Here is a 21,219-nt window from a genome sequence, read left to right on the forward strand (position 1 = left end):
CTGGCTCTATATCGTGCGCACATGAGTCCCACCCGCCGCACCTTTTTCAAGCATCTCAGCCTGGGAGGCCTGAGTCTCTGGCTGTCTCCGGCATGTGGAGAAACGTTGGCGGCAACGGTGGAGAAATTGCCACGCAATGCCCCGGCCAACAAGGGAGTCTCCTCAGAAGCCATCCTGCGTTTTTTGGAGGCCGTCGATAAGCAGGGATTTGAACTGCACAGCTTCATGATGCTGCGTCAAGGGGAGGTGGTCGCCGAAGCTTGGTGGGATCCTTACGGCCCGGACTTCATCCACACGATGTATTCGATGAGCAAAAGCTTCACCTCCACGGCGGTGGGTCTGGCTGTGGCTGAGGGCAAGCTGAGTGTGGAAGACAAGGTGGTGTCGTTCTTCCCAGATGACCTTCCTGTAACGGTGAGCGAGAACCTCGCTGCGCTGCGGGTGAAAGACCTGCTGACCATGTCGGTCGGCAATGAAAAGGAGCCGACTCAGACCGTCGTGAAATCGGAGAACTGGGTGCGCACTTTTTTGGCTCAGCCGATCAGTCATAAGCCTGGGACCGTCTTCATGTACAACAGTGCCGCCACTTACATGTGCTCGGCCATTGTGCAGAAGGTCACCGGGCAAAAGATCCTGGACTACCTCACTCCGCGTTTGTTTGTGCCTCTGGGCATTGCCGGCATGACTTGGGAAAGCTGCCCCAAGGGCATCAATACAGGCGGGTGGGGATTGAGCGTGCAGACGGAAGCATTGGCCAAGTTCGGCCAGCTTTACCTGCAAAAAGGGGAGTGGAATGGGAAAAGGATTTTGCCTGCGGCCTGGGTCGCTGAAGCTGCCGCCTTTCACATCCAGCAGCCCGGGGATGACAAGCCGGATCGGCCCAAAGCAAACAACGACTGGCTGCAGGGATATGGTTACCAGTTCTGGCGCTGCCAGCATGGAAACTTTCGCGGAGACGGAGCCTTTGGCCAGTTCACCATCGTGCTGCCGGAACAGGAGGCCGTCATCGTGATGACAAGTGAAAACAAGAACATGCAGGGCCAGCTCGATCTTGTCTGGGAGCATTTGCTGCCGGCGATGAGCGGCCCGAGTCCTGCAACTGACGCTGCCCTGGCGACAAAGACCAAGTCGCTGAACCTGCCACCTGACAAAGGCAGCGCGGAATCGCCTAACATGGAGCGTGTCAGCGGAAAGGTCTTCACTCTGGCGGAAAACCCGATGGGACTCACGGCTGTCACCTTGGTCTTCCAAGGCAACACCTGCGTGTTTACGGCTCGTTCGTCCAAAGGGCCTCACGTCATTGCCTGCGGCATCGAGCGCTGGCAGAAGGGCATCACGGCTTTTCCTGAAACGCCCCCGCGCCTGATTTCAGGAGGGAAACCGCCAACGCAGATCACCTCCAAGGTTGCTGCCAGTGCCACCTGGACCGATGAAAATACGCTGGTCATGACGTGGCGCTACTATGAGACCCCGCATCATGATACGGTGACCTGTCGCTTTGATGGAGACACCGTGAGCCTGACTTTCCTCAACAGCATCACCGCCATGAACCCGAAGGCAAAGGATGCTCGGCCGGTCCTGACCGGGAAGGTTGGTGCCGAGTGAAACGAATTCAGGCTCTCGCCGCCCATCGGTTCGCCAGCAGACCGTTCACGAACAGTTGCAAGGGGTGGTAAAACATGATGGGCAGCAGGATCAGGGTGAGATCTGGGCGGTCGCCGAAGATCAGCATGGCCAGGGGCACCCCCATGGCGAGGGTCTTTTTGACCGAGCAAAAGTAGGCCGCCACAGCATCTTCCTGGTTCAGGCGCAAGGCTTTGCAAGAGCCCCAGACCAGCAAGGACATCAAGGTAAAAAGAAACACCACCAGACCCAAAATCTGCGCGGTGAGAGTGCTGCCAAAACGACCCCAGATCTGCTCCTCCACGGATTCACAAAAGGCGGCATAGACGATGAACAGGATGACCAGATTGCTGATGCGGGCCATCCAGAGTTTGTACTGCTCCACCACGGGCTTCAGCGACGGGCGCAGGGCCATGCCGAGACCAAAGGGCAGCAGGGTGAGCATCGTGATCTTCAGCAGCAGCGGACCAAAGTCCCCGGTCTGCCCCGTTTTCTGCATGAGCAGGTGAACCAGCAAAGGCGTCACCAACACGCCCAGGATGTTTGAGAAAGCGGCGTTAAAAAGCGCGCCCGCCGTATTGCCACGGGCAATGGCCGTCAGCACCACGGAGGTCGAGATGGTGGAGGGCAGGACGCACAGATAAAGAAAACCATCGCGCACGGCTTCCGGCTGGTTTGGAAAGACCAGCGGCACCACCTTGTTCAGCAACAGGCCGACAATGGGGAAGATGACGAAAGTGAAGCACTGGATGACCAGATGCAGCCGCCAGTTGGCCGCACCGCTTTTGATCTTTTCCAAAGCCAGTGACAGCCCTTGGAAAAACAGGATGAGGGCGATGCCCGCATTGCTTGCGATGTCAGGCTGCAGAATGCCATGGCGCGCCCCCGGTCCGGGAATGATAAACCCCAGGATCACCGCCACCCCCAGCCCAATAAGAAACCCATGCACACGCCACCAGGCGACTTTTGGGGCAGGTTGAACGGGTGCCTTGGACGGGGGACTGGAACTCATTTCGGTGTCACGACAATGAGCCTGTGCCGTCCCTTATCAACCAAAACGCGGCAACGCAGGAGCACCGGATCCTGTTTCAGTTCGATTCATAAAATGAAATGCGAGCAGGACACCACCACAGACAAAAAACGCGGATGGCCTTTCAGCCACCCGCGCTTCACGGTTTTGGGGTTTGAAAATCAGGCGAATGCCGGATTAATAACGGTAGTGATCCGTCTTGTAAGGGCCATCGACAGCCACGCCGATGTAGTCGGCTTGGTCCTTGGAAAGCACGGTCAGCTTGACGCCGATCTTGGCCAAGTGCAGACGGGCGACTTCTTCGTCCAGCTTCTTCCGTTGCACTGGCAAGCAACTGGATGGGATTATCTAGGTTGTTCAAAATAGGCTTCATTGTCACCAATATCATTCATCTTAAGCTTGTCATCTGGCCAGCTCCTTGCTCTGATGGTGGTTCCATGCTCAAACCACGCTTCCTGATTGGGTTCACCGGCCATCGTACGGGTTATGATGAAGCCCTCATCCGTCCCGCCTTGAAGGCGGTGTTAGAGGATTTGCAGAAACGTGCAGCCGCCATTGGTGGGGAGGCTGATCTGTATACCAGTGTCGCAGAAGGCGCCGATACGCTTTGCGTACAGGTGGCGCGGGGGCTTGGCATGGCAGTGCACCTGCTGCTCCCGCTTCCGCAGGATGAATTTGCCAAAGACTTTTCCTCCCCCCCAGCCTGGGAGCGTTCGCGTCAGCAGATTGAGCTCGCGCTACAGAAACCAGGCAGCGACAGCATGCGTGTGTTGCCTGGGGAGATGAAGCGCCCGGACTGCTACTTCGACCAGGGCATCCGGATTTTGGAGGGCGTTGATGTGCTCGTCGCCGTCTGGGACGGGTTGCCTGAGCAAGGGCTCGGCGGCACTGCCCAGGTGATTGTTCATGCGAAAAATCTCGGCATGCCAGTGATTTTGATCCATTCAAAGACCGGTCAATCCCGTATCGAAGACGATAGCAGTCTGGAGCAAGTTTTTGTCCCCGATGACGTGCTGGCAGAACTGCAAAAAATCGCACACAAGGCCGGTGCCACCTGCGTCAATGAACCCGGCACAGCGGATGATCTGCAAGAGTGCCTAGACGACATCGCCAATGACGAAGCATCTCGCTTTCGGCCCTCGTTGGTCATCATTATCCTGCTGCATGGGATCGCCGCGCTGCTGGCGGCCATCGTAACCTTTCAACTCGCCAAAGACACCCTTTGGGAGCACTGGAAATGGGTTTTCACTGCTACAGAGCTGCTGCTGGTAAGTTATGCTCTCTGGTTGAGCATACGTCTCCATCGCAAGCACACACAGGAGCGGTGGATTCGCTGCCGCTTTGCCTGTGAACTGGTGCGCGGACTCCGTGCCAGTGTGCCATTGGTCGATCCCTTAAACCCATCCATTGGCGTGCATGATCCAAAGTGGCGGCGCTTTGCCCTCAGCGTCGGTCTGCTTGTCAATGAGCGCCGCGCCCTTCTCCAGCCGGATGTCCTGCGGGACCATTACATCACCACCCGCCTTAGCGAGACGCATGAGGAGGGCCAGATCGGCCATTACCTGAAGAAGAGGCCAAAAGCGATGCTCTGGTGGAACACTACGGGTTTCGTCAGCAAATGGAGCGCCCAACTGGCTCCCGTTTTTGTGCTGCTTTCGCTCATCAACAAGGTCTTCCATCTGGGCTATCAAAAGCCCTTTGGTGGCTGGATTGTCGTCACTCTCCTGCCCATCGCCCTGCCGCTCATCGCCGGAGTCGCCAGCGGCATCCGCCAGGCCCTGGATGCCGGTCGCCGCAAAGAACGCTACCCCGAGATGGCCGCCCGCCTCCTCGCCCTCCGCACCCATCTCAAAGGCCTCGAAACCCGCGCCACCATTGCCCACACTGTGACCCAGACCGAAGAAATTCTCCTCGATGAACTCCGTGAATGGCAACTCACGGCGACGACGACGGGGCATTGAACAAGAATCTTTTCGCCTCCCATGAAAACCGTCCGCATCTTCATCAGCAGCCCCGGCGATGTCTCGCAGGAACGAGAACGCGCCAGCCAAGTCATCCAAAGCCTCCAGCGACGATATTCACGGAAATTCCACCTTGCCCCCGTGTTCTGGGAAAACCTTCCCCTGGAGCCGGACATGTCCTTCCAGCAAGGCATCGACCTCTTTCTGAAGAACCCCGGCGTCGATGTCGCCGTCTTCATCCTTTGGTCTCGGCTCGGCTCACCCCTCGGAGCCTCCATCCGCAAGGCCGACGGCTCCACCTACCGCTCCGGCACCGAACGCGAATACGACCTCATGATCCAAGCACGCGCCCAATCGCGTGCCGCCGAAGGTATCGCTCGCCCACGCATGGTCATCTACACTCGACGCGACGACTATAGCTTCGATGCTCAACTGCGCGGCAAATCCACCGCCGAGAAAAAGGAAATGCTTTCCCAGAAGGAACTCGTCGAGACCTTCATGAAGGAAACCTTCAAGGACGCCGAAACCGGTGACAACATCGGTGCCTATCACCCCTTCGACCGCCCCGTCCATTTCTCCCACCGCCTCCGCACCCACCTCCAAGCCATACTAGACGAACTTGCTGGCGATATGGACGAGGTCATCTGGGACATCGAAAAACAAGGCCCGCCCTTCCTTGGTCTCGATGCCTTCCAGCCCGAGCATGCCGACGTTTTCTTCGGAAGAGAAGAAGAAATTCTTGAAGCTCGCAACGCCCTTAAGGAAAAAGCCACAAAGGGCTGCGCCTTCCTGCTCCTCTCTGGAGCCAGCGGCAGCGGAAAATCCTCCCTCGCACGCGCCGGGATACTCCCAGAAATCCTTACCCACGAATCTAACGAACACGCCGAGATCTGGAAATCTCTCATCATTACGCCTGCCGAGCTCGGCCCTGATCCAATCTTTGGCCTGCTCAGTCTCCTATCTGAAAAATCCCTCATCCCCGAACTCCTCGATCAAGTCTCCAACCTCAAAAAACTCGCCGCCGACCTTGCCAAAGACGCCTCCAGCTTTTTCGACTACGCCTTCATCAAAGCGTTCCAAGCCGCCGAAACCCGTTTTGGCGGCACCGCCCGCTTCCTTCTCGTCATCGACCAACTCGAAGAAGTCTTCACCAAGGACGCTCTCACTAGCGAAAATCGTTCCGCCTTACTATCCCTGCTCGAAACCTTCGCCCGCAGCGGACGATTCTGGATCATCGCAACCGTCCGCAGTGATTTCTATCAGGAAATCCAAAGCGAACCCGCCCTCGTACGCATGAAGGAAGGCCGCGGTCTGCTCGATGTGCTTCCACCTAAGCCCGACGCGATCGCCCGCCTCATTGAAGAACCGGCCCGTCTTGCTGGCCTCACATTCGAGAATAAAGACGGCCAGTCCCTCTCAAGCCGTATCCTCCGGGATGCATCCCACAGTCCTGAACTCCTCCCTCTCGTCGAATTCGTGCTGCTCGAACTCTTCAATCAAGCCGATGAAAACAAGCTCACGCACACTGCCTATGACGAACTCGGTGGAGTGGATGGTGCCCTTCGTCGTAAAGCGGAGTCTACCTATAATAATCTACCCAGCGCGGCAGCGGAAACTCTCGGGAAAGTTCTACAAGCCCTCGTAACTCTTGGGGACGAATCTGACAGAGCTGGTGAATCGGATAAGCCTGTCCGCCTTCGCGCAACTCTTGCGACCTTTCCTGAAAACAGCCCTGCCCGCCAACTCATAGACGCTTTCATAGCGGCCCGTCTCTTCACAACCGCTCAATTCGATGGTTCCAACGAAGCCACATTCACTGTCGCTCATGAATCCCTCCTCCGCGTCTGGCCAAAGGCAGTCGCGTGGAAAGATCAAAACAGCGACTTCCTCCGCGCCCGCGCCCGGATAACAGTAAGGATGAGAGAGGGAGGTCTTCTTCTTGATGGAGATCCTCTTTTACCATTGTCAAAATCATATCTCCTAACGCGTGAGGAAGGCTTCTCATCTAGTCAGACTGCATGGATTAAACAATCCATCAAAACCGCTGAGACAAAAACTGCTCAAGCAATCAAACGCCGACGCTTAGCATTTACCGCTCTCAGCCTACTCACACTCTTTGCGGCAGCCGCAGCAATTTGGGCATTGCAATCTGCAAATGAGGCGGTTAAGCAAAAAAACCAAGCAACCGAAAATGCGAGACAGGCAAGTCGTAACCTGGATTCCGCGATTCGTATCGCTGACAAAACTATGGAAAGCACGTCAGCAAAGTTGACTTACCGATCTGGAATGCAGAGTTTACGAAAAGATCTTTTGAACGAAGTGGCTGTACTAACATATGAGTTGGCCAATCAAGCTACGGAAAACTCGAAAGCTCAGTTTGGATTCTATCGAGCGGAAATGGAGCGTTTACTCGCAGAGTATGATTATAATCCTTCTCTTAAAAATCTCTTCATGATTCGGAAAAATTATTCTCATTTACTATTACTCTCAGATGAGAATCCAGAAGAGTATGAAATCCAGATTTACACATTGAATACAGGATACAAATCATATCGAGCGGCCCTCGCCCATGAAAACAAGGAACTACAGAAAGAATTTATTGCTGCCAACAAAGGCCGACTGGTAAGGTGCATGGAAAAGCAAAAGGACACTGCCGTGATCGGGCCAGTGGTCGCCAATTACAACAATGCATTTGCTGCATTAGAAACCGACCCCGAAAAAGCCCAGGCCTTTTACCTGGAAGCCATAAAGGCTGTCGACGACAGCAACCCAAATATTTTCACTGACGGGGAAACTCTGCGTGCATTCGTTGCGCCAAGAGTAAATTTAATTAGAAGTTTACTGCAAGTCGGAAAGGTCAAAGACCTTGTCACTGGAGTGCCAAATAAATTCCAAGCAACAGTCAAAAGTATTGTTGAAAATACTGTTAAAACTGTAAATGAGGCAGTCATAGTTTCCCCTGATTACCCGGAAGTAAATGAAGCGGCTAGTCATGCCCTTTCGTGCATCTCCGACTTTTACCTTGCTGCTCTCCAGCCAGAAAATGGATTACTGTTAGCGGAAGAATCACTGCGTATTTCTACTCAATTGGTAGCCAGGAATCCGGGAATTGGAAAATATGTAAGCTTGCTTGCATATTCTCACAAAGCTCTTTCCCAAATATTGCACAACCCAAGAGACCCTAGATTTATTTCACAATTACACATATTTCATGCTGTTGAATCTGCAAATTATTACTTGATATCGGCCCGCATGAGAAGGGACAATATTCGATCCTGGAATTCTGCGATTTTTGGATACCAGAAGGTGGTCACGCTCATGGCTGAAATCGATAGCCCAGAACTTGATGAGTATTACAAATTAAGTTTGGATGTAATCTCCGAAGCTGAGAATGCGGTAAGATTTAATGTTTATGATTGGTGTGACATGTTATCAATTTATTCTAGTTATGCATCTCATCTTCAAAATAGCGACAGGAGTAGCGATGCGTATGCAGTTGCAAAAATAGGGTTAGATAAAGCTCTATTAAGAGGGCAGGAGCCCGAATGGTCGGGCAGCGATTGGTTTCAGATATCCCTGGTTGAAATAGTGCAAGCACTTGGGAATGCCGCCGAATCACAAGAAATACTACCAGAAATTATTCCACAAGTTGAAGCAGCCTTGAGGCTCTTAGTTAAGCCCGAAAACAGAATGCGTGCAGCAGAGGTTGCTTCCATAAAGCGCCTATACACAAAATCTTTGTTCGCGGATGGACAACTAGATACGGCACTTGCAGAGGCCGAAAACATCGAACTCTTCTTGAAGCAATGGACAGGAGTCCGACCACACTATTTTTTGAGGATTCAAGAAAATAATTTAAAACGTGTTCAAGCTTCATTTTATGAGGCAAAAGGAAATAGTGATCTCGAAAAAAAATATCTTTATGACTACATTGAAGGATTCATTAAATTGTATGGCCAGAAAAAGCCTGATAAGCTAGATCAATTTGGTATCGTAAGCGAGTTGGAGGAACTGAGAAAATTAGCTGGAGAAGTTGAGGCCAACAAACATACTTTTACTGTTATCATCCCATGCCAAGGTCATAATGGAACTCGTCGGTTTAGTTTTAGATTTAAAAATTATCCAGCCGACGAAAAGCCTCTGTCAGACCAGCTTTCTGCCTTTGAAGAACTCGGATGGCATTTGCCAATTTCTACTCTTGAAAACTTTCAGAAAATTCAAGAAATTGCATTTAAAGAAAATATTGATTTTGTCGACCTCCTTAAAAACTCTGCGACAGAACTTCTCGGCTTGTATACTTATAAGGATCTACAGAAAGTAGGTAATGCTATCGGTAATTTGCACTCGAGCGACGACACTAGGGTTAGTGGATTGGTTTTTGAATATCGGAAGCATGTGGCTGAGAATACAGAACAAATTTCAAAACGGATTGAAAGGTTGAAGGCACTGTCGCAGAGTTTGAATGGGATAGAAAAAGCTAACGCTATCTTGCTTATGGCAAATTTGTCTGTCGACATAGCAACATTGACTCGGGCCACAAGCAAAGATGAAGCAATTAGGCATCTTGGGTATGCTTATGCGTATTCTATCGAATTCAGAAATATATCGGATAATGAAGGCATTTACAATAGGCTGAATGAGAGAATTGGTCAGGCTCGGACTTTTATCTTAAAAAGTAATGATGAAGCTGGCTCATTTGCCGCTTCGATGGAAAAATTCAAATTAAGACCACCAACGCAGATGGAATTGTTAAAGTATGGCGATGAGGAAGTTGTTATCTTTCTTTCCGGGCGTAATAGTAACAATCAAAAAATATACAACTATTTACTTATTAAGTTCAAGAATTATTTTTCTATGCGAGCTGCTATAAAAGAATCATTTAAAAATTTGGATGTGACAAAGTATGGGGAGGTTATTGCTGCTGGAAAAGGCGATCCATCTGATGAAACCCAAAGGGATATTGAGAAAAGATTTAAGGTTCTTTCATTTCCCGGAGCGAAAACTGCTCCTGATGTGAACGACTCAACAGCTTTAGAATCTAGTTCCGTGCCTAAATTGCCCGATTGGTTTATCACTGGCATAAAGGCTGGTAAAAATGAATCGCAACTTACCGAATACATTAGGGCGGAACTACAGGATGATGTCTTTGTCAGAGGTTACGATAAAGCCCTTTGGACTCCCGATTTCATCTTGCGTATTGCTAAAGTCTATTATATAGGATATTTAAAACAGTGTATGGAGCTAAAATCTACAGATGAAAAGAGATTGCCAGTAAATCAGTGAAAGAACGTATTGATTGCTTGGATGCCATCGTTTCGCCAGCCAAGGATAGATGTCTGGCACATAGAGCTGTGGACAATTCCTGTAGAGCGGATTGTTAACTGCATCATCTCGCTGGTGATGACTTGGGAGATGAGCACATCTGGGCAGTTGCAGGTGCTGAGGCGGGATCTATAGCCGGAGGCCCTGATGAGGCAGCAGCGATCAGTGACAGGCCACAAACCAAAACGCGGCCGGTCTTTCGACCGTCCGCGCTCTGGGTTTTTTTTGGGGGGTAAGTATTGCTTTGTTGCGGTGCTACAAGGCTCCTGTCCTACAGTACAGGGCTCCTTTTAATACCGGTAGTGATCCGTCTTGTAAGGGCCATCGACGGGCACGCCGATGTAATCGGCCTGGTCTTTGGAGAGGACGGTCAGCTTGACGCCGATCTTGGCCAAGTGCAGACGGGCGACTTCTTCGTCCAGCTTCTTCGGCAGCACGGTCACGCCGATTGGGCGGCTGTCCTTGGTTTCCCAAAGCTCGATCTGGGCCAGCGTTTGGTTGGTGAAGCTGTTGCTCATCACGAAGCTTGGGTGGCCGGTGGCGCAGCCCAGGTTCACGAGGCGGCCTTCAGCCAGCATGAAGATGCTGTTGCCAGCCGGGAAGGTGTACTTATCCACCTGGGGCTTGATGTTCAGGCGCTTCACGTCTTTGCGCTCATTGAGCTTGTCCACCTGGATCTCATTGTCGAAGTGGCCGATGTTACACACGATGGCCTGGTCCTTCATCTTCTCCATGTGTTCCAGGGTGATGATGTCTTTGTTGCCCGTGGTGGTGACGTAGATGTCGCCGTAGCCGAGGGTGTCTTCGATTGGCATCACGCGGTGACCTTCCATGGCGGCCTGAAGGGCACACACAGGATCGATTTCCGTCACGATGACCTGAGCGCCCATGCCGCGGAGGGCAGCGGCACAGCCTTTACCCACGTCGCCATAACCGCAGACCACGCCGACCTTGCCAGCGATCATCACGTCTGTGGCGCGCTTGATGCCATCCAGAAGGGACTCGCGGCAGCCATAGAGGTTGTCGAACTTGGACTTGGTGACGCTGTCGTTGACGTTGATGGCCGGGAAAAGCAGCTTGCCTGCCTTGGCCATTTCATAGAGGCGATGCACACCGGTGGTGGTCTCTTCGGAGACGCCTTTGAGGTCTTTGACGATCGTGTGGAAAATGCCAGGCTGGTTCTTGGCGATGTCCTTGAGGAGGTCCTTGATGACCTTCACTTCGTGGTTGTCCGAAGGGGTGTTGACCCAATCGTCACCGTTTTCCATTTCATAACCCTTGTGGATCAGGAGCGTGACGTCGCCGCCATCGTCCACAATCAGTTCCGGGCCTTTGTCTCCTGGGAAGATGATGGCCTTCCAGGTGCACCACCAGTATTCTTCCAGAGTCTCGCCCTTCCAGGCGAAAACAGGGGTGCCAGTGGCGGCGATGCCTGCGGCAGCGTGGTCCTGGGTGGAGAAAATGTTGCAGGAGGCCCAGCGCACATCTGCGCCCAGTTCCTTCAGTGTTTCGATGAGCACACCCGTCTGGATGGTCATGTGCAGGGAGCCGGTGATGCGGACGCCAGCGAGGGGCTTCTTCGGGCCGTACTTCTCGCGGGTGGCCATGAGGCCGGGCATTTCGCTTTCAGCGATGTCGAGTTCCTTGCGGCCAAAATCGGCGAGGCCGATGTCTTTTACTTTATAGTCGGACATGTGTGGTGTGTCGTGGTTCAGGTTTGAGATGAAAATTAACAAATCATCGCATCAAGATGCGTTGATATGTTCCTGAGCGGAGGCCAAGTGTCAATCAAGGATTTTGACTTGTGAAGGCTTCGATTCTGGCACGCGCCGAAAACAAAAAACCACTCCGGGTGGACCCAGGAGTGGTTCTTCAGTGATTGGATGCGGGGAGTATTAAGCGCCCATGACTTCCTTCAGATAGCGGATGCTCTCGCGGGCAATGTGCTGTGGGCCGGGCCGGTAATCGAAGACTTCGACCGAGAGGTAACCTTGGTAATCCACCTCGCGCAGGGCACCGATGATGGGCTCAAACTTCACGTCGCCCATGCCTGGGCCGAGAAGGTTTGGATCATTGGCGTGGAAGTGAACAAACCACTCCTTGCTGTCGCGAATGATGTCTGGGATGGACTTCGATTCGTCGCTCATGGCCTTCACATCGAGGTGCAGCTTGCAGCTCGGGTGATCTACCATCTGGCAGAGGCGGATGGTTTCTTCGGCGGTGTTGAGAAAGTTGGTCTCCTTTTTGCCCAGGGGTTCCATGGCGATGACCACGCCATACTTGCCAGCCTCTTCGGCCACAGCACGCACGGAATCTGCGGCGCGCTTGAAGGCATCATCATACTGCCATTCAGGCAGGGTGTTGCGGGCTTTCGGGCTGCCCCAGACCATGATACGGCCGCCGGTCATGGCACAGAAGCGGGCGAGATGCTGGCCGAATTTGGCGGTCTCCTTGCGCAGAAGTGCATCCGGAGTGGTGATGTGGAACCAGGAAGGTTTGGTCAGCAGCCAGTGAAGGCCCAGGATTTCCAGGCCAAAGGAGGAGGCGATGCGGCTAAGGCGCAGTGCATCCGCTTCCGTGAGTTCGCGGGGATCTTCCTTCAGGGTGAAGGGGGCCAGCTCCAGCGCGTGATAGCCCGCAGCAGCGGCATCTTCACATACTTTTTCAAAAGGCCAGTCGGGATAGGTCTCGTTGCAGATGGCAAAGCGCATAGGGTGCGCAGACTGGAATGGAGGGAACCAGGCGTCAACCTTGCTTTTTCCCATCGGACTTCAATCTCCGAGATGGGAGAGAAGCTGGTCCATGGCGCTGGCGATGCGCTCGTGCGCAGTGAGCTTTTCCAGCCAAGCCTGAGGCAGGGCCTCATAACCATGAACAGCCCCCAGCCACGCGCCGACCATGCTGGCACGCCCGGCATTGTCTCCCCCGGCACGGACGGTGTTTAAGATTGCATCTTCAAAGCTATCCTGGTGACGCCAGGCGGCGTGTAGGGCGGAGGGGAAACTCTGGGCGAGAGGGCAGCTTTGGCCGAAGCGCCCGGTGGCGGTCACCACATCCAGCTCACGCAACATGTAGGCAAACTCAAAGTAGTCGGAGCCATCGCAGCTCACTTCCCGTGACTTGCGGGTGAGCTCGAAGGCTTCGCGAAAGGGCGTGCCCTGAAGGAGGGTGCGAAGCAGCACGGCGCATGCTGCCGCACAGGCCTCAGCGGTCGCGTGATTTTGGGTCACGAGGGTGAGCCGATGAATGGCATCCGCCAGGGTGGTGGAATCCTCTTTTTGGTAGGCGACCACCACTGGGGCCAGGCGACTGACGGTGGCGAGCTGGTCGTCATCGGCCCCGTTTTGAAAATTGCCCGGCTGCTGCTGCAGGTGCTCCAGAGTTTCACGGGTGGCATGGTCTTTGTAGCTGCGACAGTTGGCGCTGCCAAAGAAGCTTTGAAAGCGCATGCCAAAGTCATTTTCGCGGAAGCGCCCGCCGCAGGCCGCCAACGATTCCAGCAGCAGCAGGGCTGCATCGCCATAGTGGGTCTGATCGCCACTTTTTTTACCTTCATGGTAGTGGCCTTTGAGCGGTGTCTCAAAGCCATGGACGCCTTGGGGAAACTTGCGCCCCATGTCCGCCAGGTCATAAATCCAATGCGTGCCCAGGGCAGCAGCATCGCCGATAAATTGGCCCCAGAGGGCCCCACGAAGACTGGACAGAGATGCGTTCACGGTTCCAGTCTGTGCCTCACAACCCAGGCCAGGGCAAGCCGGAACGTGTGAATGTTTCCCTCAGTTGGCGTTCGGCGCGACCCTGACGGCGCAGTGCTTGTAGTTGGGCTGGCGGCTGTATGGATCCACAGCCCAATGGGTGAGTTGGTTTACACGGGGATCATGCATGGGCAGAAAGACCTGGCCCTGGCTGACGCCGGGAGAAATGCGTGCCTTCATAGTCAGGGAAGCACGGCGAGACTCCACCGTCACCACCGCCATATCGCGGATGTTTAACTGACGGGCATCCTCGGGATGGATGTCCAGGAACAGCTCTGCGGGGGCCAGTTTGCGCAGGACTTCAGATTTGGCAGTGCGCGTCTCCGTATGCCACTGGGCGCTGGTGCCACGGCCAGTGATGAGGATGAGCGGGTAGTCGGCATCTGGCAGTTCTGGGGGCGGGACTGCGGGATCGTAGACGAATCGTGCACGCTGGTCTGGTGTGAAAAACCGGCCATCGGCAAAGAGTCGACGCTCGGTGGCAACAGCAGGTGCCGAAGCATCCGCAGCTATCAGCGGCCACTGAATGCCGCCGCTTTTCTCAATCATCGCAAAGTCCTGGATTCCCGAAATTTCGCAGGGCTGATCCTGGGTGCATCGTTTGAGGATCTGGAATACGGCCTCGGGGGAGGTCCATTCGGAGAACAGGTCGCCCAGGCCCCAGGCGTGGGCGATCAGCCGGAAGATGCGGAAGTCGCTGAGGGCCTGTCCTGGCGCACGGCGTACCTGGCGGCTTAAGCCGATGCGGCGTTCTGAATTGATGAAGGTCCCATCCTTTTCTCCCCAGGCGGCGGCGGGCAGGAAAAGGTGGGCCTGCCGGGCGGTCTCCGTGGTGCCGTACATGTCCTGAACGACGAGGAAATCCAGCTTGGAGAGCAGGTCGTTGAAACGTTTTTGGTTAATCCAGGAGTGGCTGGGGTTGGTGGCGATGATCCACAGGGCCTTGATTTTTCCGGACTCAATGCTCTCGAGAATCTGGTCGTAGGCCAGGCTCGGCTGGTCGGGTATGCGTTCGACGGGGAAGCCCATGGCCTCGGCAATTTTCGCCCGGTGAGCGGGGTTTTTGAAATCGTGACCGCCGATGAGGTTGGTGGTGTTTGAAAACAGCCGCGATCCCATGGCATTGCACTGGCCGGTGATCGAATTCGCCCCAGTGCCCGGCTTGCCAATGTTGCCGGTCATCAGGGCCAGATTGATGATGGCCTGGGCGGTGCGGGTGGCTTGATGGCTTTGGTTCACTCCCATGGTCCACCAGAAGGAAACCCGTGGCGTGCCTGCGCGGATGGTATCGGCAAAACACTGCAATTGGGTTACAGTGAGTCCTGTTTCTGCTGCGACTGATTCGGGCGTGTAAGCTTGGACAAATGTGGAAAACTCCTCAAAGCCGGTGGTGCTTTCGCTCACGAACTTGGCATCCACCGCCCCGTCACGAATCAGCAGGTGGGCGATGCCGTAGAGGATGGTGAGATCGCTTTTCGGCAGGATGGCGTAATGCTGGGTGGCGGCCATGGCCGTCTCCGTGGTGCGAGGATCCACCACGATGATCTGGGGCTGGCGTTTGTTGCGCAGCACCCGCTGCCACATGATGGGGTGGGCGATGCAGGGATTGGCCCCGATGAAGACCATGACATCGCTTTCCTCAAAATCGGCATAGGTGAAGGGCGGGGCATCAAAGCCGAAGCTCTCTTTGTACGCCGTCACTGCCGTGGCCATGCACTGGCGAGTATTGCCATCGCCATGGATCAGGCCCATGCCGAACTTCGTCAGGCTGCCCAGAAAGGCCATCTCCTCGCACATGATCTGACCGGTGCTGATGAAGGCGGCAGATCCAGGACCGTGCTGATCCAGCACCCCCTTCATCTTTTCGCAAAAGACGTTCATCGCCGTCTGCCAATCCACTGGCTGGCCATGCAGCAGCGGCGTGGTGGCACGGTCCGCAGCATCCAGGGGCGTGAGCGCCTCCCACCCTTTCGGGCAGGCGGTTCCCAGGTTCACGGGATAGTCCGGATCTGGCGTCGCATTGATGGCCACACCATCCTTGAGATGCAGCTTCAAGCCACAACCGGTGGAGCAAAAGCCGCAGATGGATTTGGCGGTGCCATTCGGCTGAAGACGGCGCGGAAGCTGCCCCAGGCCAAACCGTGCCGGCTCGCGGACGAGATCCTCGGTCAGCGGGCCGTTCCATTCACGGAAAGTGGGGGCAGGAAGGGTGATCATGGCTTTCAGTTTCCTGGCATTTTCGAGCCTGCCGCTGCAGTGAAGAAATAGCGACGCTCTATCAACTGACTGGTAAACGTCAGCAGCACAGACAAGGGCAGTAGCCAGGACATAGAAGCGCCTGCGGCGATAGTGACCGGGATCACAAGACCCGTCAGGATCAAAAGGATCCCTCGCATTTCGATCTGCATGCGCAAATGTTTGTGAAGAATGCAGGCCGAGCGATGCCAGGGGGACTCTTCATCTTCCAAAGCCCGCCTGTAGCGGGAGATTTCCCAAATGGAGAGCGACCACCGTAACAACAAGGTGGCTGCCATGGCCCAGGTGACCGCTGGATGGCCTAACCAACTCCAGGTAACGGCGCAAAGGCCCGCGCCCAGCAGCAGCATGGTTCCCAGGAACTTGCCCGCTGTGAGCGGCAGAGCCCAGAAGGGACGCCGCGTGTCCACATAAACCATGACGGAGCAAAGCACCGCTGCCAAGGCTGCCCCGGCTGTACCCGTGACGGCCAGCCGCAACCACTCAGGATTGCCCAGCCACCAGGTGGCGGCGATAGCACTGCCACCGGCAGGCAGGGCACCGAAGGCGAGGATCTCGCGTGAAAGCCAGGATTTTTTCCACCCCATGAAGGCTCTCCAGGCTTTCAGAGGCTGCCCCAGATGCAGCACGCTGAGGGCGATGCCGATGAGTCCAAAAAAGAAGGCTGCGGCGGAAGTGATGGCGGCTTGGTCGGGCGAGAGTACATCGGCCCACATGGCCGCTGCACAGCCGATGAAAGCGCCTGCGCTCATCTGGGTGAGCACCAGCATCCAGGCCAGGGGCTCGTGGCCATGGTCCAGCTCCAGCCTCGCACTATCTGCGGCGCGTGCATGGTCTGGCAGCGGCTTGCTGCTGATGTAACGTGTCGCAGGACGTGTGTAGCCGGAATCATGGGCTCCTGCGAGGATGCTGCCAAAGACGGGGATGGATTCCACCTTCACGGTCTTGATCTTGATCGCCTCGTTCGGGCAGGCCTGCACGCAGGCGGGGGCCTCACCATCTGCCAGGCGGCCTTGGCACATGTCGCACTTGCGCACGATGCCACGCTTGAGGTTAAACTTGGGCACATCGTAAGGGCACTTCAGGATGCAATAGCTGCAGCCGATACATTGGTCATCCAGATGGCGGACGATGCCGGTGATAGGATCTTTGTCATAGGCCAGCACGGGGCATCCGTACAGGCAGGCCGGGTCGGCACAGTGATGGCAGGCCGTGGTTACCGTCTGCAGATAGGGCTTTTTACGTGTGCCCACCAGCAGGCCGATATCCCGCCAGCTTTCATTGTCATCCAGCCCGTTCAGGGAGTGGCAGGCCGCCACGCAGGCTTTGCAGCCGGTGCAGGAATTCAGATTGACCTCAAAGGAATACTGCTCGCCCGGCTGGGGCTTACCGAGCGGAATGAGATGGGAGAACCGCCTCGCTGGTGTGTCCTGTTCATAGGCTTCGGAAAACAGGGCCACAGGCGTGCGCAGGCACTGCTGCTCTTCCAGAAGGTTCTCCAGCAACAGACTGTCGAGGAGGGCGGATTCACGAACATCGTCCACGCTGGCTGCCTGATGGCTGCCGGGTTGGTCTAGATCATAAATCATAAGCCTTAAATTCTCGTTTAAGAACGGTTACTCTTCGCAGAAGGCTTCCTGCAGTTGCCCCACCGTGTGTCGATTGCAAAAGCTGTGGAAACTTTCATCGGGCGTGCGCTTCTTCAGGAAGCCTTTCAGCATGGTCTCCAGAGTGGTGCCGAGTGATTCAAAGGGCACCCCGCTGAAGATCTGCCGGCCAATCTTGCGGTTCTCACCAAAGCCGCCACCCACCGTGATGTGGTAGCCTTCTCCAGACTCGGACTTCACCTTGGTGCCCAGCAGGCCGATGTCTCCCATGAAGTGCTGCGCGCAGGAGTGGGCGCAGCCGGTGAAATGAATGTTGACCGGCTTGTCCAGCTTCACCCGCTTGTCCAGATACTCCATCATGGCGATCGCATGGCCCTTGGTATCGCTGGCCGCGAATTTGCAATATTTGTTACCCGTGCAGGCCACGAAGCCGCTTTTGAGGTTCGACTGTTCGCAGGGAAAGCCCAGTTTCCGGAGGGACTTTGCCAAGGTGGCCGCATAGGCAGCCTTCACGTTTGGAATGATGAAGTTTTGCCAGACCGTCAGGCGGACTTCGCCTGAACCGTAGCTCTCAGCAAGATCGGCGATGCGCTCCATCTGCTTGGCGGTCATCTGGCCGACTGGCACGCTGGCCCCCACATAGACGAGGCCTTCCTGCTTCTGGGGAAAGGTGCCCACATGGGAGTGTCCCTGCTGGGTGAAGTTACGCTTTTCCTGGATGGGGGATTCCGGTGCCAGTCGGGTCAGTTTGAATGACAGCAGTTTTTCTGTTTCCGCCAGCACTCCGTCCAGTCCCATACCCTCGACCACATACTTGAAGCGTGCCTTCTTCCGGTTGGTACGGTCGCCATGTTTGATGAACACCCGCAGCAGGGCCACCATGATGTTGTTGAGCTGCTCGGGCTTCACAATCACGCCCCAGTCGCTGGCGAAGGTCTGGTGTCCGGTGACGCCGCCCAGGGCGATGCGGAAGTACACGCCAGGTTCGATGCCCTCGCTGTTTTCCAGGATTCTCACGGCGCTGGCACCGATGTCATTGGTGTCTTCGACGGCGCTGATCAGGCCGCCTCCATCATAGGCAATATTGAATTTGCGCGGCAGATCATAAAACTCCTTGGAGGCGATGATCAGCGTGGCCAGCTCATTCACGAGGGCACGCACATCCATGATCTCGTGGGGGTCATAGCCTGCGCACGGATTCATGGTGATGTTGCGGATGTTGTCCGCGCCAGCTCCTTTGAAATGCAGGCCGCAGGACTGAATGCGCCGCAGTACCTCGGGGCAGTTTTTCGGCTCAATGAGGCGGATCTGGAAGTTGTTGCGAGTGGTGATCTGGATGTAGCCGGAGGTCAGTTCGTTGGTGATGGCGGCCAGTTCGCGCAGCTGATAACTTTTCACCACCCCGCCTGGGATGCGCAGGCGGCACATGTAGCCGTCCTTCACCGGGTTTAGCCAAAAGAGGCCATTCCATTTGTAACGAAAGATGGACTCGGGCTCGGGCTTGGCATTCCAGCGTGCATCCATCACCAGCTGTTCGATGGCATCAAAGGGATGCAGTTCGCGTTTGATGCGCTCCTCCTTGGTGAGGTCATCCAGGGAAGGGCCTTCGGGAATCGTAGGCTTGGCGGCGGTGGCTCCAGAAAGGTCTGCAAAGGAAACACCGCCTGCGGTCACACCGGCAAAAAAGCCTTCGAGATAGCGCTGCTGCTCAGCGGAAAAGTTTTTGTCTGCCGAAGCTGAGGGGATGGCAAGAGTGGTCATGACTTTAAAAAGTGGAGGGTGTTTTCTGAGGGCCGGCCTTGGAAGGGGCTTCAATACACGTCGCGCTGGTAGCGCTTGTATTTCTTCATGTCGGCTACATAGGCGATGGCCTCTTCAGCCGTGCGGCCGCCTGCTGTTTGGATGATTTCATGGAGCGCGGCGTCCACATCCTTGGCCATGCGCTTGGCATCGCCACAGACATAAAAGTGGGCGCCTTCCTCCAGCCACTGCCACATCTCGGCCGCAGCGGTCAGCATTCGGGTCTGCACGTAGATCTTCTCTTCCTGGTCACGGGAGAAGGCCGTGTCCAGGCGAGTTAGGACGCCCGTCTGCACCCACTCGATGATCTGGTCATGGTAGAGAAAGTCCGTGGCGCGGCGCTGGTCGCCAAAGAAGAGCCAGTTTTTTCCAGAAGCGCCCGTGGCTTCCCGCTCTTCCAGGAAAGCGCGGAAAGGCGCGATGCCGGTGCCGGGACCGACCATGATGACAGGTTTGCTAAGGTCGGTGGGCAGGCGGAAGTGCTTCGCTACATGGAAGAACACACCCGTCGTCTCGCCCAGGGCGAGACGATCCGCCAGGAAGGTGCTGGCCACACCTTTGTGCTGAACGCCATGCACATCATAGCGAACCGCCCCCACGCAGAGATGCACCTCTTCCGGGTGAGCCTTGATGCTGGAGGCAATGGAGTAAAGTCGGGGCTGAAGCTTCCTTAGGCTGGTGACGAAATCAGCCGTGTTCGATAAATGGTTAGGTGTGACGCCGTGCAGGTGGCGCACTTCGTAGCTGGAGATCAGCGCCTCGCGCAGGGAAGCCGTACCACCGTCAGGAAGCGTGGCTTCAGACTGCGGATCCAGGCTGTGGGCGGAGAGGATGGCATCCACCACTTCCGGACAGTTTTTGACATACACACCCAGGGCATCGCCCACCTCATAGTCCAGGCCGGAGCCTGCGAGCGAAAAGGCGATGTGACGTGTGTCCTTGGAGCTGCCGGTGGCATTCAGCGCGACATTGCCGATGAGCGGCGCAGGGAAGGGGTTCTTTTTGTTATACCCGGTTTCTTCGACCACTACTACAGGTGCCACCTCGGCCACGACTGCCACGGAGGCAGCGCTGCCCGTTTCCAGGGCGCTGAAGACGCTGCTGCTCCAGGTCTTAGCCTGTTCGTCGAATTCGACATCGCAGTCCACACGCTCGATCACACGTGTCGCTCCGAGCTCGGCGAATCGTGAGTCCAGCTTCTTGCCTGCCAGGCAAAAGGTCTCACCGTAGTTTTTGTCACCGAGGGCGAGGACGCTGTATTTCACGCCATCCAGTTTCGGGCTGCTGCCATTTTGATTGATGCTGTCCCAAAAGGAGATGGCGTTGTCTGGCATGTCGCCCTCACCCCAGGTGCTGGTGATGAGAAGCACATTTTGTTCGCGGACAAGGTCGGCCGGTTGCAGCGAGTCGAGGCCTGCCGCGCGTGCAGCAAAACCCCGGCTCGCTGCTTCCCTGGCCAGCCGCTTGGCCAAACTTTCCGCATTGCCGCTTTGGCTGCCAAAGGCAATGAGCAGGGGCTTTTTCGCTGTTTCGGCTGCGGGGGAAAGGGATGCACCCTGGCTCTCTCCGCGGCTGATCAGGCCGGCCAGAAAGCCATTGAGCCAGGCTCGTTGCTCGGCGGAGAAAGGGGCAGATTCAGGGATGAGGGGAACGCGGGACATGGAGGTGATTCAGGTGAAGAGAAGATTCAGGAAAGGGTCATCAGCTTGAAAAAGAGGAGTAGTGATATAACCAAAAGGATGAAAAATATGGTTTGGCATCGTATCCCAAATCCTGAGCCAGCAGTCGGAGCTTTTGAGATCGGATAATGTCATTTAGTGCGGTGGTTAATGCCCTTTTCAATGAGCCGCCTGCGTGCCAATTGC

Annotated in this window: 11 protein-coding genes and 1 pseudogene; 3 read left to right on the top strand and 9 right to left on the bottom strand. The window is 55.5% G+C overall.

The window, feature by feature from the left end:
- Nucleotides 1–21: 21 nt before the first annotated feature.
- Nucleotides 22–1,605: a serine hydrolase domain-containing protein gene (locus ABEB25_RS11540; RefSeq protein WP_345736561.1), complete on the top strand. Its 1,584-nt coding sequence runs from the start codon at nucleotides 22–24 to the stop codon at nucleotides 1,603–1,605.
- Nucleotides 1,606–1,612: 7 nt separating this feature from the next.
- Here the strand turns inward: ABEB25_RS11540 and ABEB25_RS11545 are convergent, their stop codons facing one another.
- Entirely contained in the window at nucleotides 1,613–2,635 is a 1,023-nt protein-coding gene (locus ABEB25_RS11545) for a bile acid:sodium symporter family protein (protein ID WP_345736562.1), read from the bottom strand.
- A 195-nt stretch (nucleotides 2,636–2,830) separates the two neighbouring features.
- A pseudogene (locus tag ABEB25_RS11550) lies at nucleotides 2,831–2,968 on the bottom strand (adenosylhomocysteinase); the annotation flags it as partial.
- 122 nt (nucleotides 2,969–3,090) lie between these two features.
- Between ABEB25_RS11550 and ABEB25_RS11555 the strand changes: the two are divergent.
- A complete protein-coding gene (locus tag ABEB25_RS11555) occupies nucleotides 3,091–4,614 on the top strand; it encodes a hypothetical protein (protein WP_345736563.1) in 1,524 nt (507 codons plus the stop codon).
- A 21-nt stretch (nucleotides 4,615–4,635) separates the two neighbouring features.
- The gene (locus tag ABEB25_RS11560; RefSeq protein ID WP_345736564.1) at nucleotides 4,636–9,897 is read left to right on the top strand and encodes an nSTAND1 domain-containing NTPase; all 5,262 of its coding nucleotides are present in this window, start codon (nucleotides 4,636–4,638) and stop codon (nucleotides 9,895–9,897) included.
- A gap of 329 nt (nucleotides 9,898–10,226) precedes the next feature.
- Here ABEB25_RS11560 and ahcY read toward each other — a convergent pair whose 3' ends face one another.
- The 7 genes from ahcY to ABEB25_RS11595 form a co-directional block, all read right to left on the bottom strand.
- Nucleotides 10,227–11,630: an adenosylhomocysteinase gene (gene ahcY / locus ABEB25_RS11565; protein WP_345736565.1), complete on the bottom strand. Its 1,404-nt coding sequence runs from the start codon at nucleotides 11,628–11,630 to the stop codon at nucleotides 10,227–10,229.
- 201 nt (nucleotides 11,631–11,831) lie between these two features.
- Nucleotides 11,832–12,647 (bottom strand): sugar phosphate isomerase/epimerase family protein, encoded by an 816-nt coding sequence (locus ABEB25_RS11570; RefSeq protein WP_345736566.1) that lies wholly within the window; start codon nucleotides 12,645–12,647, stop codon nucleotides 11,832–11,834.
- 60 nt (nucleotides 12,648–12,707) lie between these two features.
- Nucleotides 12,708–13,652 carry an ADP-ribosylglycohydrolase family protein gene (locus ABEB25_RS11575; RefSeq protein WP_345736567.1) on the bottom strand — a complete coding sequence of 315 codons (945 nt, stop codon included), beginning with the start codon at nucleotides 13,650–13,652 and terminating at the stop codon, nucleotides 12,708–12,710.
- A gap of 60 nt (nucleotides 13,653–13,712) precedes the next feature.
- A complete protein-coding gene (locus tag ABEB25_RS11580) occupies nucleotides 13,713–15,908 on the bottom strand; it encodes a molybdopterin oxidoreductase family protein (protein ID WP_345736568.1) in 2,196 nt (731 codons plus the stop codon).
- Nucleotides 15,909–15,913: 5 nt separating this feature from the next.
- Nucleotides 15,914–17,536, bottom strand: coding sequence for a DmsC/YnfH family molybdoenzyme membrane anchor subunit (locus ABEB25_RS11585; protein WP_345736569.1), 1,623 nt, complete (start codon nucleotides 17,534–17,536; stop codon nucleotides 15,914–15,916).
- 27 nt (nucleotides 17,537–17,563) lie between these two features.
- A complete protein-coding gene (locus ABEB25_RS11590) occupies nucleotides 17,564–19,315 on the bottom strand; it encodes a NirA family protein (RefSeq protein ID WP_345736570.1) in 1,752 nt (583 codons plus the stop codon).
- A gap of 50 nt (nucleotides 19,316–19,365) precedes the next feature.
- Nucleotides 19,366–21,015, bottom strand: coding sequence for a diflavin oxidoreductase (locus ABEB25_RS11595; protein ID WP_345736571.1), 1,650 nt, complete (start codon nucleotides 21,013–21,015; stop codon nucleotides 19,366–19,368).
- Nucleotides 21,016–21,219: the final 204 nt, after the last annotated feature.

Origin of the sequence: Prosthecobacter algae (assembly GCF_039542385.1) — a bacterium.
Classification (GTDB): Bacteria; Verrucomicrobiota; Verrucomicrobiia; order Verrucomicrobiales; family Verrucomicrobiaceae; genus Prosthecobacter; species Prosthecobacter algae.